This window comes from Priestia sp. FSL W8-0001 (assembly GCF_038050335.1).
Lineage (GTDB): Bacteria > Bacillota > Bacilli > Bacillales > Bacillaceae_H > Priestia > Priestia flexa.
Genome location: NZ_JBBPAL010000001.1, coordinates 2531085 through 2546200, shown reverse-complemented (window position 1 = coordinate 2546200; position 15116 = coordinate 2531085). Strand labels below are relative to the sequence as shown.

At 38.3% G+C, this 15116-nt stretch carries 17 protein-coding genes, 1 pseudogene and 1 other annotated feature; of the genes and pseudogenes, 15 read left to right on the top strand and 3 right to left on the bottom strand.

The window, feature by feature from the left end:
- The first annotated feature begins 59 nt into the window (after positions 1–59).
- The 12 genes and pseudogenes from MKZ18_RS13580 to MKZ18_RS13530 all read left to right on the top strand — a co-directional run bounded on the left by MKZ18_RS13580 (position 60) and on the right by MKZ18_RS13530 (position 9223).
- A complete protein-coding gene (locus MKZ18_RS13580) occupies positions 60–1355 on the top strand; it encodes an ABC transporter substrate-binding protein (protein WP_025910861.1) in 1296 nt (431 codons plus the stop codon).
- Positions 1356–1645: 290 nt separating this feature from the next.
- Entirely contained in the window at positions 1646–1975 is a 330-nt protein-coding gene (locus tag MKZ18_RS13575; RefSeq protein WP_061785821.1) for a metal-sensitive transcriptional regulator, read from the top strand.
- A gap of 16 nt (positions 1976–1991) precedes the next feature.
- Positions 1992–2198: a copper chaperone CopZ gene (copZ, locus tag MKZ18_RS13570; RefSeq protein WP_061785820.1), complete on the top strand. Its 207-nt coding sequence runs from the start codon at positions 1992–1994 to the stop codon at positions 2196–2198.
- Positions 2199–2274: 76 nt separating this feature from the next.
- The gene (locus MKZ18_RS13565; protein ID WP_341344559.1) at positions 2275–4680 is read left to right on the top strand and encodes a heavy metal translocating P-type ATPase; all 2406 of its coding nucleotides are present in this window, start codon (positions 2275–2277) and stop codon (positions 4678–4680) included.
- Positions 4681–5166: 486 nt separating this feature from the next.
- Complete coding sequence (gene fosB / locus MKZ18_RS13560) at positions 5167–5601, top strand: metallothiol transferase FosB (RefSeq protein WP_025910866.1); 435 nt, start codon at positions 5167–5169, stop codon at positions 5599–5601.
- Positions 5602–5730: 129 nt separating this feature from the next.
- On the top strand, positions 5731–6027 hold the full coding sequence (locus MKZ18_RS13555) for a hypothetical protein (protein WP_138116787.1): 297 nt from the start codon (positions 5731–5733) through the stop codon (positions 6025–6027).
- A gap of 18 nt (positions 6028–6045) precedes the next feature.
- Positions 6046–7138: pseudogene (locus MKZ18_RS13550) on the top strand (dipeptide epimerase).
- A 326-nt stretch (positions 7139–7464) separates the two neighbouring features.
- Positions 7465–8028, top strand: a complete 564-nt coding sequence (locus MKZ18_RS13545; protein WP_144594121.1) for a DUF3267 domain-containing protein — start codon at positions 7465–7467, stop codon at positions 8026–8028.
- 195 nt (positions 8029–8223) lie between these two features.
- On the top strand, positions 8224–8541 hold the full coding sequence (locus tag MKZ18_RS13540) for a hypothetical protein (RefSeq protein ID WP_061785814.1): 318 nt from the start codon (positions 8224–8226) through the stop codon (positions 8539–8541).
- A 29-nt stretch (positions 8542–8570) separates the two neighbouring features.
- Positions 8571–8672, top strand: coding sequence for a hypothetical protein (locus MKZ18_RS21105; protein ID WP_445936765.1), 102 nt, complete (start codon positions 8571–8573; stop codon positions 8670–8672).
- A 24-nt stretch (positions 8673–8696) separates the two neighbouring features.
- Positions 8697–8942 (top strand): aldehyde dehydrogenase family protein, encoded by a 246-nt coding sequence (locus MKZ18_RS13535; protein ID WP_061785813.1) that lies wholly within the window; start codon positions 8697–8699, stop codon positions 8940–8942.
- A gap of 11 nt (positions 8943–8953) precedes the next feature.
- On the top strand, positions 8954–9223 hold the full coding sequence (locus MKZ18_RS13530; protein WP_144594122.1) for a hypothetical protein: 270 nt from the start codon (positions 8954–8956) through the stop codon (positions 9221–9223).
- Positions 9224–9275: 52 nt separating this feature from the next.
- Here MKZ18_RS13530 and MKZ18_RS13525 read toward each other — a convergent pair whose 3' ends face one another.
- Complete coding sequence (locus MKZ18_RS13525; RefSeq protein WP_025910872.1) at positions 9276–9521, bottom strand: hypothetical protein; 246 nt, start codon at positions 9519–9521, stop codon at positions 9276–9278.
- Positions 9522–9630: 109 nt separating this feature from the next.
- On the opposite strand from MKZ18_RS13525, the gene MKZ18_RS13520 reads away from it, so the two are divergent.
- On the top strand, positions 9631–10113 hold the full coding sequence (locus MKZ18_RS13520; protein ID WP_025910873.1) for a GNAT family N-acetyltransferase: 483 nt from the start codon (positions 9631–9633) through the stop codon (positions 10111–10113).
- A gap of 41 nt (positions 10114–10154) precedes the next feature.
- Here MKZ18_RS13520 and thrS read toward each other — a convergent pair whose 3' ends face one another.
- A complete protein-coding gene (gene thrS, locus MKZ18_RS13515) occupies positions 10155–11351 on the bottom strand; it encodes a threonine--tRNA ligase (RefSeq protein WP_318757828.1) in 1197 nt (398 codons plus the stop codon).
- 302 nt (positions 11352–11653) lie between these two features.
- Positions 11654–11875, bottom strand: a binding site (T-box leader).
- Between the two features lie 141 nt (positions 11876–12016).
- Here thrS and MKZ18_RS13510 point away from each other — a divergent pair.
- Positions 12017–13033 (top strand): S66 family peptidase, encoded by a 1017-nt coding sequence (locus MKZ18_RS13510; protein ID WP_061785809.1) that lies wholly within the window; start codon positions 12017–12019, stop codon positions 13031–13033.
- Between the two features lie 32 nt (positions 13034–13065).
- Here the strand turns inward: MKZ18_RS13510 and MKZ18_RS13505 are convergent, their stop codons facing one another.
- Positions 13066–13473, bottom strand: coding sequence for a carboxymuconolactone decarboxylase family protein (locus tag MKZ18_RS13505; protein WP_035321122.1), 408 nt, complete (start codon positions 13471–13473; stop codon positions 13066–13068).
- A gap of 298 nt (positions 13474–13771) precedes the next feature.
- Here MKZ18_RS13505 and MKZ18_RS13500 point away from each other — a divergent pair, with 298 nt between their 5' ends.
- Positions 13772–14929: a CapA family protein gene (locus MKZ18_RS13500; RefSeq protein WP_251385448.1), complete on the top strand. Its 1158-nt coding sequence runs from the start codon at positions 13772–13774 to the stop codon at positions 14927–14929.
- The last annotated feature ends 187 nt before the right edge of the window (positions 14930–15116 follow it).

Sequence of the window (15116 nt, the reverse complement as noted above, 5' to 3'; positions counted from 1 at the left end):
AAGCCTATGCTCATGATGAGTGAGCATAGGAGCCAAACATATCATAGGAGGAACCAAGCATGAAACTAAAAAAATTTCCTTTAGCAGCAGGTGTACTATCAGCATCTCTTTTATTTACAGCAGCATGCTCCAGCGATAGTTCATCTGGCGATAATGCAAGCGGTGGCGCAAAAGGTGACCAAGTTGTTGTTGATATTTTTCAAGGAAAAGTTGAAATTGCAGATCAGCTAAAAGCATTAACAGATCAATATACAAAAGAAAATCCTAACGTAACGTTTAACATTGAAACGGTTGGAGGTGGTGCAGATGGTGCAGCAGCACTAAAAGCGAAATTCGCTTCTGGAAATGAGCCTGATATCTTCTCAAATGGTGGCTATCAAGAAGCTGTTACGTGGAAAGATAAACTTGAAGATTTATCTGGTGAGCCTTGGATAAAGGATGCGTTTGATAACACGTTAGATCCAATGACAATTGACGGTAAGGTATATGGTCAGCCAATGAACCTGGAAGGCTATGGATTTGCGTATAATAAAGAGCTTTTCAAGAAAGCGGGTATTAAAGAAGTACCACAAACATTAGATGAACTAGAAGCAGCAGCTAAGAAGCTAAAAGCAGCAGGAATCACGCCGTTTTCAATTGGATACGGCGAATGGTGGGTATTAGGAAATCATGGTTTAAACATTCCTTTCTCAGCTCAAGAAGACCCAGATGCGTTTATTAAGAGCTTAAATGAGGGGACTGGAAAAATTTCAGGTAACCAGCAGTTTAAAGAATATGTTAAACTATTGGATTTAACAATTAAGTATGGAAATAAAAACTCATTAACAACGGATTACAATACGCAGGTAACGAACTTTGCAACGGGTGAAGCAGCAATTATTCAACAAGGAAACTGGATTCAGCCAATGCTTGATAAGATTAATCCAAACTTAGATTTAGGCGTTATGCCAATGCCTCTTGGTGATGGTGGAAGTGTGAAAGGTAAAATTTCAGTCGATGTACCAAGCAGCTGGGTCGTTCATAACGGTGCACCAGAAGCAGATAAAGAAGCAGCAAAAGATTTCTTAAACTGGATGGTAACTTCTGAGGAAGGTAAGCGTGCACTTGTAGAAGAATTTAAATATGTACCTGCATTTAAGACAATTGAAGCAGATGCAAAAGATATTGGTCCATTAGGTGCAGAAATCTTAAAGTACTCTGAAGAAGGAAAAACAATGCCGTGGCAGTTTATGAAGTTCCCAGATGGTGTGAAAGAAGAATTTGGTGCCTCACTTCAAGAGTATGTGGGCGGTCAAGTAACGGAAGAAGAACTGTTTAAATCATTTGAAAGCACTTGGGATAAACTAAAAAAATAAGCTTATTTATAAAAGAGGCTGGGACATAAGTATTTCAGCTAGTTATAAACCCGAACTATTGAGAGTTATCTCTTCTCATAGTTTGGGTTTTTTGTTGATTCGGAAAAATTTTTAAAAAAAGAGTGAAATGGAACGAACGTGTTCAGACAACCTAACTAGGTTAGAAACGTCATGATTCGTCTCCCGAAATGAATCATTTAGTTATGTCTCAGTTCCTTTTCATTTTGCATAACACTTTACATAGGGTAGGGGGGTACATTATAATATGAAATATGAAAGGTGGTTTTTGAATGGAAGAAAGCCATGAGTCTGAAATGAAGGTAGAGTGTCATTCTGGTACTGTACGACGAAGTCATCATTCTCCAAAAGTTAAGAAAAACTTAACGAGTCGGCTTAATCGAATTGAAGGTCAAATTCGAGGAATCAAGGGTCTGATTGATAAGGATACGTATTGTGATGATGTCATTACGCAAATATCAGCTGTTCAATCAGCTTTAAATGGCGTAAGCAAAATTTTATTAGAAGGTCATTTGAAGCACTGTGTGGTCGAAAGAGTGCAGGAAGGTGACGATGAAGTACTAGATGAATTACTAACAACGATTAAACGCTTAATGAAATAAAAAGGAGCTGGAAAAGATGGAACAAACAGTATTATCAGTACAAGGTATGTCATGTGGGCATTGTGTAAAAGCAGTTGAAGGTGCACTATCAGAGTTAAGAGGTGTAAAAAGTGTACAGGTTAATTTAGAATCAGCAACGGTTGAAGTTGAATATGATGAAAGTAAAGTCAGCCTTGAAACGATTAAAGAATCAATTGATGATCAAGGCTATGACGTAGCGTAAGAAAGCGTGCGAATAACTTCGCACGTTCTCTTTTAAAAAGTAATATACCTACACAGGGTATATGAGGAGGGGTTTTATGAAAAGTCAAAAAGACATTACGCTACGCATAGCAGGTATGACGTGTTCAGCTTGTGCAAACCGTATTGAAAAAAGTTTGAAGAAACTAGATGGCGTTGAAGATGCAGCTGTTAACCTTGCATTAGAAAAAGCAACAATTCGCTATACACCTGAAGTAGTTCAGCCACGCGTTTTTGAAGAAAAAGTGCAGAATCTAGGATATGATGTCATTTATGAAACAGAAGAACTAGACATAACCGGGATGACCTGTGCAGCTTGTTCAAGCAGAATCGAAAAGGTATTAGGAAAGCAACAGGGAATTGCTCATGTAAACGTGAATCTTGCATTAGAAACGGCAACTCTAAAATATAATGAAGAACAAATTGATCTATCTACCATCATTAATAGAATTGAAAAATTAGGATACGGTGCGTCTTTAAAGGCTGAAAAAAACGAAAATATCCGTGAAAAAGTAACCAATCAGCAAGAACTCAAATTTTTAATTGCAGCAATATTAAGCATACCGCTGCTTTGGGCGATGGTTAGTCACTTTTCCTTTACGGCCTTTATTCCTGTACCGCCAATGTTTTTAAATCCATGGTTTCAACTGGCCCTTGCTACGCCAGTTCAATTTCTTATTGGTGGACAGTTTTATGTTGGAGCCTATAAAGCGCTAAGGAATAAAAGTGCGAATATGGATGTTCTTGTGGCTTTAGGAACGAGTGCGGCTTACTTTTACAGCGTTTATTTGTCGATCCAGTCCATTGGTTCAAATGCCCATATGATTGAACTTTATTATGAAACAAGCGCAATCTTAATTACGCTTGTTTTACTTGGGAAATTATTTGAAGCCAAAGCAAAAGGGCGTTCTTCAGAGGCAATTCGAACGCTTTTAAGTTTACAAGCAAAAACAGCGGTTGTAGAGCGAAAAGGCCAACAGGTTGAAGTCCCTATTGAAGAAGTGAAGCATGGAGACGTTGTTTATGTGAAGCCAGGCGAAAAAATTCCAGTAGACGGTGAGGTAATAGAAGGACAATCTGCAATTGATGAGTCCATGCTAACAGGAGAAAGTATTCCGGTTGAAAAATCGATTGGTGATGATGTGACGGGAGCCGCAGTGAACAAAAATGGCTTTTTAAAAGTAAAAGCAACAAAAGTGGGAAAAGAAACAGCGCTTGCACAAATTATAAGAGTTGTGGAAAGCGCACAAGGTTCTAAAGTCCCTATTCAACGCGTGGCTGACCGTATTTCAGGTATTTTTGTTCCCATTGTTGTAGCACTAGCAATCGTTACGTTTTTTGTTTGGTATATGGTGCTTGATCCTAGTGACTTTGCTTCAGTGCTTGAAAAAATGATTGCTGTACTTGTAATTGCCTGCCCTTGTGCATTAGGTCTAGCTACCCCAACGTCAATTATGGCGGGATCAGGTCGAGCAGCCGAGCTAGGTGTTTTATTTAAAGGCGGTGAGCATCTAGAAGCAGCTCATGAAGTAGATACCATCGTGTTAGACAAAACTGGTACCGTGACAAAGGGTGAGCCAGAAGTAACGGATGTTGTGACAGAAAATGCTGGAGATAAAGAAAAGCTTCTACAGCTTGTTGCCTCTGCTGAAAGTCAGTCTGAGCATCCATTAGCACGCGCAATTGTCAAAAAGGCTTTTGAACAAAATCTTAGTTTGCTAAAAATTTCAGCTTTTGAAGCAATACCTGGGCATGGTATAAAAGCGATTATAGAGGATGAGGAAATTTTAGTTGGTACGAGAAAGCTTATGTCTGATTCTGGTATTGAAGTTGCGGGTGTTGAATCACTCATTTCAGAAATTGAGTCTCAGGGGAAAACGGTTATGCTAATTGCTTTAAACAGTGAATATGCAGGGTTTGTAGCAGTTGCTGATACGGTTAAAGAAACGTCAGCAAATGCTATTAAGGACCTAAAAGAAATGGGACTTCACGTTGTGATGATTACAGGTGATAATAAGCAAACAGCGAATGCTATCGCTAATGAAGTGGGAATTCATCATGTGCTTGCTGAAGTATTACCAGAAGGAAAAGCAGCCGAAATTCAAAAGCTGCAGGCTCAAGGGGCAAAAGTGGCAATGGTTGGTGACGGCTTAAACGATGCACCGGCTCTAGCAGTGGCGGACGTTGGAATGGCCATTGGAACCGGCACGGACGTCGCGATTGAAGCAGCAGACTTAACGCTTATGAGAGGTGACCTTACAAGTATCGTTCATGCTTTGCAAATGAGTAAAGCAACAATGCGTAACATTAAACAAAATCTCTTTTGGGCATTCGGCTACAATACCATTGGAATTCCAATTGCCGCAATCGGATTTTTGGCACCGTGGTTAGCCGGAGCCGCTATGGCGTTCAGCTCTGTATCCGTTGTGTTAAATGCGCTGCGTTTGCAGAAAATGAAGATTTAGAAGATAGGGTGGAACATAAGGAATTCAGCTAATGATAAACCTGAACGATTAAAAGGAAAGAATTTTTAATCGTTCAGGTTGTTTTAATTGTGAAAACAATGTTGGGAACGAGTTTAGACAACGTAAAGAGATTTTGTCTTTTTGAACATTTGTTTTGTTATTTCTCACCTTCTTTTTTGAATGGAGGAGGTGAAACTTTTTGCACAAAAAGAGCTCCATCCATTTGTTCGCGGGGCGTAATTAATGTTTGCATGGTTCCGCTATCTAAGAAAACTGTTTTTTTGAATATCCATTCGTTTTCCCGTTGCTTTTGTAGTTGAGAAAAATCTACAAACGTAGTAGGTGAATTCAGCTTTGTATAAATTACTTATTTAGTATACAAAAATAGGAAGAAAATTTAAAATAATAAGATAAAAATGAAAATGATATGGTAGTATATGTATATAGTTAGTGGTTCTACTATCTAGACAAAAGGTGGAGGACAACATGATTCAAGGAATAAATCACTGCTGCTTTTCAGTATCTAATTTAGCTCAGTCAATCGGTTTTTATAAGCAGGTTCTAGGTGCTAATCTTCTTGTTACTGGCACAGCCACAGCTTATTTGGATTTAAATGGTTTATGGATAGCGTTAAATGAAGAGAAACATATTCAAAGAAATGAAATTCACGATTCCTATACCCATTTTGCGTTTTCAATTAAAGCTGGAGATTTAAAATGTTTTGAGGCAAAACTAGCGGCTTATCATGTACCAATTTTAAAAGGAAGAACAAGAGATGAGCGTGATAGAGAGTCAATTTATTTCACGGACCCAGACGGGCATAAGTTTGAAGTACATACGGGCACGTTAGAAGACAGACTTCGCTATTACAAAGAAACAAAACCTCATATGGTATTCGCTGAAGAAGGGAAAGGGAAATGAAAAAGTGGCTTATGTTGAGCGGAATCTTTTTTCTAATGGTAGGAGTTGTTATAGGGTTCATATATATAAGAAAGGGTGAATCTCTTCAAATAGGAACCATTACAACTTTTCCTCCCAAATAAAAAAACAGTGGCAATCGAGTTAGATAATGAAAGCTCTATTAGCTCAGTTTATCTCATAGCTATACAAGTAAATAATCAAGCACATCCAAGTGGGCTAGAACTTGAGCAAATAAAAGCGAACGAAGTGATCAACTTATCAGATCAGATTGATCAACAGCTAACGCTACAAGAGGTGCATAAGAAGATAGAGCCTTCCAGTAAAAGATATATGTTAAAAATTACTCATAGCAAACCAATTGAACGAGTAGCTCTTACCTATAAGTATGTGGGAAAAACGCAAACACAAGTAATAATTTTGGATTAAAAAGTGGGAGTGTGCCAAATGATTATTAAAAACCTTGAAGTAAAGCATGAAACTATTCCGTTAAAAGTACCATTTAAAACAGCGCTCCGAACAGCCACAGAAATTGAAAGCGTTGAAGTGATTATTACGTTAGAAAATGGAATAACGGGTAGAGGAGCGGCTGCCCCAACGTATGTGATTACAGGTGATTCGTTAGAGAGCATTTTAGCAGCTCTTAAAGGGCCTATTAAAGCTGCGATAATTGGAAGAGATGTTAAAGAATTTCAACTGTTACTTCAAAGTGTACAGTCTTGCTGTGTAGGAAATACTAGTGCTAAAGCTGCTGCTGATATTGCTCTTCACGACGCATATAGTAGATTAATAGAAGTTCCGCTTCATACTTACTTAGGGGGTAAAAAAAACACTTTCCACCTGTATGACCATTGGTGTAGACACTCCAGAGAAGATGACGAAAGCTGCTAAATCAGCTGTAGCTGACGGCTTTCAAGTACTTAAAATAAAGGTTGGGGCGAATCCAGAGTTAGATATTGAACGCATACAGAAAATTCACGAAGCTATTCCTTCATACATAAAGCTTCGTTTAGATGCAAATCAAGGTTGGCGTGCGAAACAAGCAGTGCAGATTATTCATGAGATGGAAAGTAGAAACTTTAACATTGAGTTTATTGAACAGCCAGTTCCTTCCTATGATTTAGATGGCCTAAAGTTTGTAACTAATCGGGTTTCTACACTTATTATGGCAGATGAAAGCTTGTTTTCAGTAAAGGACGCGTTAAAGCTTGTCGCAAGGCGCTATGTAGATTTATTAAATATTAAGCTTATGAAGTGCGGGGGAATAAACGAAGCATGGAAAATTGCGAGTATTGCAGAAGCAAACGGTGTGGGTTGTATGATTGGTAGCATGATGGAACCTTGTTTTTCTGTAGGAGCGGCAGCACACTTTGCAGCAGCACATCCAAATGTTCATTACTTTGACTTAGATGCTCCACTATGGCTAGATGGCGACTTAGATGTTTTAACCTATCACGGAGATCAAGTCATTTTATCTGCTCTTCCAGGGGTTGGAGATGTACAAACTACTTTTCAAGGAATTAAAAAAGATGCCACCTAGTATCATAATCTAGTTGGCAGTTTCTTTGAACATTTGAAAATGGAAAGCTTGTACGTTTTACTGCTCGTCCTTTTTTTGCTCTTCAATGATAGTGGCAATACGGTTGATAATCTTTGTGAAATTATCAATCTTTTAATGAGTAAATAAAAAGCGACCGCAATTGGAAAAACTACATTGGCAATAACGTTTAACCAACTTTCTATTAGAGACACCTCCTTAATATGGACTTGCTATATCATATGCAGTCTTTCACCAAGGATTCATTATGCTGAAAATAAGTTCTTATATACGTTTTTATTGTTGTTAAATGGAAAGGTGTGAATTTTTTGGGGAAGGAAGTTTCAATCGTTTTAGATCCTAAGGGTGTTAATAGAAAAGCCTCTTATTACACAATAGGAATTGTATTGCTTAGTACGGTTGTTTACACATGGTTCTGGGGGTTAGAGTTTACCATTACTCCTATGTCCCTGCTTAAGTTTATCGGTTTTTATTTTCTATTAATTTTTCTTCATGAACTGCTTCATGGAGTTGGTTTTTTGTGGTTTGGGAAGGTCAAGCTAACAGATTTAAAGTTTGGTTTTATTTGGAAGTATATGGTTTGTTACGCACACTGTAAGGTCCCCATTTCAATGCGTGCTTTTCGCATGGCACTGTTGCTACCTGTACTTCTTACAGGATTTGTTCCGCTCATTATCGGATTGGTAGTTGGCAACGGCATGCTAGTAGCAATCTCAACATTATTAGTAGGGGGTGGTGCTGGAGATTGGCTTATTTATCGTTCGATTCACTCATTTTCTAAAGATACGCTGGTAAAAGATCATAAAGATAATATTGGATGTACGGTTTATTTTTGTAATGAAATGAATGAAAATAAAAACATCAATACATAGATTAAAAAGCGCATGAATTCCACCTGGTTTCTTCTTCTCACAAGCTGATGAAGATGAGCTGCATCAAGCACTTGGTGTTACTTTAAAGAAAATAGATTTGCAAAAAGCATTTAAAGAATGCATTACTAATTCAAAGTCAGAGTGGGTTGGAGAAGTAGATCGTGCTCAACTCTGTCTCAGTTCACAGAGGATGGAATGGTAACATCATGTGAATCTGATATTGATGGATCAATTTCCATGTTTATCTTAAGAGAATTAGCAAAAGGAAACGCCCCGTATTTGGGAGACTTGGTTCACATTGACGAAGAGAAAAATTCAGCTGTATTTTGGCACTGTGGAGCTGGTGCTTATTCGTTAGCCCGTCCAGATACTGGAGCCACAGCTGGTGTTCATCCTAACAGAAAGATTGGCTTGGCAATGGACTTTGGCTTAAAAGCTGGAGAAGTAACGATTTTCCGAGTGAGTCATAGACCAGATGGTTATCGTTTATCATTTACGAAGCTGATTTGTTAGGCATTCGAGCGGGAGAAGCGCTCTTGGAAATGACAAGGTTGAGCTTTGGTTTTGATGATAAGCCTATTGAATTTACAACCACAAAGTTTCGTGGTGATAAGTACCATTATGATATTGAATTAACGAGATAATAAACATTTGGGTGAATGGGAGACATGGTAAATACGGCAAGCGTAAAGCAATATGGATTATATGTAGATGGCGAATGGAGTGAGACCAAAAAGGAAATGAATGTTCTTGATAAATACACGCAGGAAACAGCTGCAAAGGTATCAGTTGCTGAAAAACATCACGTTGATCAAGCAGTTCAGGGAGCAAAGCAGGCACTTAAAACCTCATTTTCACCATATACGCGATACGAGGTATTAATGAAGGTATTAATGAAGGTAGTTGAACTGTAGGAGGAGGGCTTATGAATAAACCAGTCATTCTATTCGTTTCGTATCTATTATTTATTATTCCGCTTTTCATAATTATAAACTTCTTTCTAGGAGTTGTTACTTTTGAGAAAATTCAAGGAGTCGTCATTTTTTTTCCTCTAGTCTTAAGTTTCATTGGCTTTTGGCTAGCCCTATCTATCTATAAGAGAAAAGAAAGTGGCTTTACTAAAGGAGCAATTGTTGGAAATATAGCTATGTTCTTGTTTCCTATTGTATATATGATTATGGGAACGGTTTTTTAGGAGTATAAATTTACTAATAGGTAAAAAAAGACATGGCATAAGCCATGTCTTCTTAATAATAGTAGCCATATGGTGGGTAGTAAGGGTATGGTGGATAAGGGTATGGTCCGAATCCTCCGCCGTAAAGAGAGCTAGCAAGTAATCCGCCAGCTAATCCTCCTAAGAACGGAGCTCCAAAGATAAATGGTCCTCCGAAAGGACGTCCGAATGGTCTGCCAAATGGACGACCGAAGCCGCCTGGTCTGCCATAAGGTCTGCGAAAATCGTGCTCAGTGTATACGTGTTGGTTTTGATACATAACAATACCTCCTTTTTCTTTAGAAGTATATTCAACAGCCTACAAAACGTTTGGGCAGTAATCTTGTTTAGGTAGATTATTTTTAAAAAAACATAAAGGAGAAAAAGCTATGAATTCATATTCGGTAACAAAGGCAGTTGAAAGTGATTTTTTATCATTTTCAGAGCTGAAAAATCAAGTGCAGAAGCTTCATATTAAAGGAAGGCCTGATTTATATGAGAAGAAGGATTCAACCTTGTCCCGTGGTGAATATCAACAATGGCTTGAATCGGCTGAAACAGAATTACTAGTCGTACGAGATCGAGAGAAGTCTGTCGTTGGATATGTGATCCTTGATTTTAAAAAGGCAGGAGATACTAATCCCATTTTAAAAAACCGGTGCACTTTATTCATTCGAAGCATCGGTATTAGTGAGGATCATCAAAGCAAAGGAATTGGTAAGCTATTAATGAATGAAATTGTTAAATACGGCAGAGAAAAATCAGTAGATGCTATTGAACTAAACGTGTTGGAATTTAACGAACGTGCAATAAAGTTCTATGAAAACATGGGATTTACTACTAAAAGTCGTCAGATGGAACTGTTGTTTTAAAAAAGGAAGCGCTCAGTATGGTTATATTGAGCGCTTTTATTTTATCTATTTTGTGCAAGCTCCAGTAAAAAATCATCAAATTTTAGGGAGTGCTGACTATTATCCGTGCGTTTTCGAATGGCAAGGCTGCTATTCGCTACTTCTTGATCGCCAATAATTACGATATAAGGAGCTTTTCTTAGCGTGGCTTCCCTAATTTTAAGGCCAATCTTTTCTTTTCGGCTATCAACTTCAACCCGTCTTCCATGCTGACGTAAGCGCTGTGCAACTTCATTTGCGTAGTCTATATGAGCATCAGCAATCGGCAGAATTTTCACTTGAACAGGTGCAAGCCAAAGAGGGAAGTCTCCACCATAATGCTCGATTAAAATACCCATAAAACGCTCGATTGAACCGTAAATTGCGCGATGAATCATTACTGGGCGATGAGGGTTGTTATCTTCTCCGATATATGTGCAGTCGAATTTTTCAGGCATTTGAAAATCCAGTTGAACTGTTCCACACTGCCAGCTTCGGCCAAGGGAGTCTAAAATATGAAAATCAATTTTAGGCCCGTAGAACGCTCCGTCTCCTTTATTAATATCGTACGCTAACCCTCTTACTTTTAAGACATTTTCAAGAGACGCTTCCGCTTGTTCCCACATGCTTAAGTCTCCCATGTATTTTTCAGGACGAGTTGAAAGTTCTATCTTATACTCAAAGCCAAACTGCTCATAAAATTCATGAACCAGCTTTAAGACACCATTAAGCTCTGCTTCAATTTGAGCAGGCGTAACAAATAAGTGTGCGTCATCCTGCGTAAATGAGCGAACGCGAAACAAACCGTTTAAAGATCCAGATAGTTCATGTCTGTGTACGAGTCCAAGTTCAGCATAACGAACCGGAAGCTCTCGGTAGCTTCTACGTTTGCTGTTAAACAATAAAATTGCGCCGGGGCAGTTCATTGGCTTTAGGGCATAGCTCTGTTCATCTACGTTTGAAAAATACATATTTTCTTGATAGTGGTCCCAGTGTCCAGACTGTTCCCATAAATGCTGTTTCATCATAACGGGTGTTTGAATCTCTGCGTATTGAGCTTGAATATGCTTTTGTTTCCAATCGTTAACGAGTTCGTTTCGAATGGCCATGCCGTTTGGTAAGAAAAAGGGCATGCCGGGTGCTTCTTCTAGAGTCAAAAAGAGTTCAAGCTCTTTTCCTAGCTGCTGATGGTTTTGCTTTTCAAGTTTTGCGTTTCTCATGTTTTTCCTCCTCATAATTAAATAAAAAAAACGCACTCATCCCAAAAGAAGGGACGAGTGCGGTCGTGGTACCACCCTAGTTTCACGACAAAAAAACGTCGTGCTCAAAAACGATAACGGATTTCCCGATTACGGATAGTTTGCAAAGCATTTCCCCGCAATAGCTCAAAGATGGTAAATCAACTTTGTTTTTAAAGGGCTCACAGCCAAAGGCCCCAGTCTCTGGATAAAAGGTAAAAGAAGATTCGTATTCTTATCAACGCCATCTATAAAATTGTATAAAAAACCGCACTCATCCCAAAAGAAGGGACGAGTGCGGTCGTGGTACCACCCTAGTTTCACGACAAAAAAACGTCGTGCTCAAAAACGATAACGGATTTCCCGATTACGGATAGTCTGCAAAGCATTTCCCCGCAATAGCTCAAAGGTGGTAAATCAACTTTGTTTCTAAAGGGCTCGCAGCCAAAGGCCCTAGTCTCTGAGTAGAAATGAAAAGTTATTCATGTCCTTATCAATGCTTACGGATGATTATAATGGATGGATTTTCCTTAAGTCAAGAGGGATTTTTAAAAAAAGGAAAATAAAGATAAAATAACCCAGTTAAAGTTAATTATGGTATAATGAACAATACATATTCGGCTGAGAGAAATAAAGGAGTGCTAGTAATGATTCAATTTCCGCGTTTAAAGCATGACGCTACCATAGGTGTAACCGCTCCTTCTTCGGGGGTTCCAGACGCTTTACATAAGATGTTTCAATCAGCTTGTGACAAAATGGAGGAGCGTGGGTATAAGGTTCAATGCGGTCAAACTGTTTGGACGCAGGTAAAAGCAAAGTCTGCTTCAGGTAAAGTGCGAGCTTATGAATTGATGAGTATGCTCAAAAACGAAGAAATAAATTTAATTATTCCGCCTTGGGGTGGGGAGCTTTTGATTGAAATTTTTGAGCACTTTTTATTTCAAGAAATTAAGCCAAAGTGGGTTTTAGGCTATTCTGATACAAGCTTATTCCTATTTGCGTTAACCATAAACACCGGTATTGCAACAGCTCATGGTCCAAATTTAGTCGATTTGCGAGGCGAGTACTGGGATGAGACGACCAAGATGTGGGAACGAGTATTACAACTTGAAGAAGGAAAGAGTATTACGCAGTACTCTTCTACTTATTTTCAAAAAGAATGGCAGCACAGTAATCCATCTCCTTGCGTCTTTCATTTAACCGAACCTACCGAGTGGAAAATGGTTGGGAACAAAGAGCTTGTGATTGAAGGAAGGTTACTTGGTGGATGTATCGACGTAATCCGTCATGCAATTGGCACACCATGTGGGGATGTTAAAAGCTTTCAGCAGAGGTTTTTACAGGGTGAAAAGCTCGTTTGGTATTTTGAAAACTGTGAGCTATCAGCTACAGACCTTAGGCGTACACTCGTTCAAATGAAGCTAGCAGGTTGGTTTGATTATTGTAGCGGTATACTTTTTGGTCGAAGCACTGCTAACCATCCAGTCGGAGGCTATACAGCTGAAGATGTGTATGAAGCCCTTTTAAAAGAGCTTGAAGTACCTATTGCATATGATCTTGACTTTGGGCATATGCCTCCTCAGCTTACGCTTGTGAACGGTGCTTTCGCCAAGGTAGAAATTAAAAATGGAAAAGGTTATATAAAACAAACATTTAAAAACTAACAGAGGTTGCATTATGCAACCTCTGTTAGTTTTTATGGCTGTAAGTCTAGCATAGCTCCATAATATTGAGAAGCGGTTGTGAAACAAATAAAAGCACAAAGCTCGCTAATCTCCTTATCGCTAAAGGCCTCTTTTAAAACGGCAAAGACAGTATCTGGAACGCTTCCTTTTTCTTTTAAAAAAACGTCTGCAAAGGCAATCGCCAGCATGGTTTTCTCATCTTGTTGTTTCCGATTTGGCGCACCTTTTGCTTTACAATAAGCGCAGCCATTTTTTTCAGCTAATACGCGCCTTACTTCTTCCTTTAGCTGTGCTGATAGACTAAGAGTTCTTTCTAACTCATCACCTAAATCACACCATTTATTCATAATATCTACATTGTGACCTAATAGCCGTTGAAAAGGCGTGAATCCAACCCTAGAAAGTTCAATTCTTGGCATATTTTACATCCTCCTTTCATTTTTCTAGTATAGCGTAATGGGATAAAACAGACCCTTTCGTTTGAAAAAGAATTTAAAATAATTATTTATATATATAACAAATAATGCATAGATGGTTTTCAATTGAGAAACTATCAATTTTTAGAAACAGTTTATCTGAAAAAGTCATTTATTTAGATTTTTTGATATATTCCTAGTTTTTTCTAAAAGGTTATAGTATCCTGTTGGTAGAAAGATTCATTTTTTGTAAAAAAATGATAGATTTTTGGGGAATATGGTATAAAGGGGAATCGGTCAGATGGAGGAAAGAACAGGGAGAAAACAGAAATACCGGCGGATGAAAAAAAGAGGGATTTTTACTATTCTAACTTTGATTCTCATTGGCTATTTTGTCGTTGCCAATATGGATCGTTCAGAACCTGCAAGTAACAACGTTGCTTCAACGGAAAAAGAACAACCTAAAAAGGAAGAAGCTAAAGAGAAAAAAGCAGCGGCCGTCAAGAATGAAAAAGAAACAACGATTAAAATTAGCGCAGCGGGAGACTTTACAATTGGTACAGACGAAAGCTTTCCATATCAACAGTCGTTTCCGCATGAAGCAGATAAAAATGGCTTACCTTACTTTGTAGAACATATTAAAGATTTATTTGAAAACGATGACTTTACGACCGTTAATCTTGAAACAACGTTAACTAACTCGACGCAAAAAGCAGCAAAAACCTTTCGTTTTAAAGGGGACCCTTCCTACGTTAATATCTTAAAGTTAGGAAATATTGAAGCTGTGAACTTGGCAAATAATCATATTTTTGATTATCTAGATCAAGGGTATGAGGATACGATGAAAACATTAGATGAAAATGATATCGGTTACTTTGGTTATGATAACGAGTACATAACAGAGGTTAAGGGTGTTAAGATTGGTGCACTTGGGTATGAAGGTTGGGATTCAAATGTGGAAACAGCCAAAAAAGAAGTCAAGGCTGGCATAAAGCGTTTACGCAAAGAAGGTGCAGAGATTGTTATTGTACATTACCATTGGGGTATTGAAAAAAGTCCTGTGCCAACACAAACTCAGCAAGAGCTAGCTCGCTACACGATCGATAACGGTGCAGACTTAATTCTAGGACATCATCCACATGTTGTTCAAGGCATTGAAGAGTATAAAGGGAAGTTCATTGTATATAGTCTAGGAAACTTTATGTTTGGTGGAAATCGCAATCCAAGTGATAAAGATACTTTCGTTTTTCAACAAACCTTTCATTTGAAAGGTGAAGAGCTAACAGATAAAAAAGAAATTCAGGTTATTCCATTTAGCATTTCATCAGTAGCTTCAAGAAATAACTATCAGCCAGCGCCTTTACAAGGAGCTGAAGCAAGTCGAGTGAAAAATAGAATTATTAATTTATCCGCCCAAATTACAGATTCAAACTGGCTTGTTTATGAAGGCGGAGAATAAAAGAAAGAGACTGAGACATAAGTAGTTCAGCCTTTACTATACCTGAACGATTGAGAGTTCATAACTTTTAATCGTTCAGGTTTTTTGGTTGATTGTGAAAACAATGTTGGAAACAGGGTGGAATGGAGCGTAGGACACTCGACTCCTGCGGGAAAGAGATGGGAACAGCTAGTGTTCGTCTTTTAGA

Coding starts and splice junctions, on each gene's coding strand:
- copZ (WP_061785820.1), top strand. CDS start 1,992: ATGGAACAAACAGTATTATCAGTACAAGGTATGTCATGTGGGCATTGT.
- MKZ18_RS13520 (WP_025910873.1), top strand. CDS start 9,631: ATGAATTCATATTCGGTAACAAAGGCAGTTGAAAGTGATTTTTTATCA.
- fosB (WP_025910866.1), top strand. CDS start 5,167: ATGATTCAAGGAATAAATCACTGCTGCTTTTCAGTATCTAATTTAGCT.
- MKZ18_RS13580 (WP_025910861.1), top strand. CDS start 60: ATGAAACTAAAAAAATTTCCTTTAGCAGCAGGTGTACTATCAGCATCT.
- MKZ18_RS13575 (WP_061785821.1), top strand. CDS start 1,646: ATGGAAGAAAGCCATGAGTCTGAAATGAAGGTAGAGTGTCATTCTGGT.
- MKZ18_RS13540 (WP_061785814.1), top strand. CDS start 8,224: ATGGTAACATCATGTGAATCTGATATTGATGGATCAATTTCCATGTTT.
- MKZ18_RS21105 (WP_445936765.1), top strand. CDS start 8,571: ATGACAAGGTTGAGCTTTGGTTTTGATGATAAGCCTATTGAATTTACA.
- thrS (WP_318757828.1), bottom strand. CDS start 11,351: ATGAGAAACGCAAAACTTGAAAAGCAAAACCATCAGCAGCTAGGAAAA.
- MKZ18_RS13500 (WP_251385448.1), top strand. CDS start 13,772: ATGGAGGAAAGAACAGGGAGAAAACAGAAATACCGGCGGATGAAAAAA.
- MKZ18_RS13505 (WP_035321122.1), bottom strand. CDS start 13,473: ATGCCAAGAATTGAACTTTCTAGGGTTGGATTCACGCCTTTTCAACGG.
- MKZ18_RS13510 (WP_061785809.1), top strand. CDS start 12,017: ATGATTCAATTTCCGCGTTTAAAGCATGACGCTACCATAGGTGTAACC.
- MKZ18_RS13535 (WP_061785813.1), top strand. CDS start 8,697: ATGGTAAATACGGCAAGCGTAAAGCAATATGGATTATATGTAGATGGC.
- MKZ18_RS13525 (WP_025910872.1), bottom strand. CDS start 9,521: ATGTATCAAAACCAACACGTATACACTGAGCACGATTTTCGCAGACCT.
- MKZ18_RS13530 (WP_144594122.1), top strand. CDS start 8,954: ATGAATAAACCAGTCATTCTATTCGTTTCGTATCTATTATTTATTATT.
- MKZ18_RS13565 (WP_341344559.1), top strand. CDS start 2,275: ATGAAAAGTCAAAAAGACATTACGCTACGCATAGCAGGTATGACGTGT.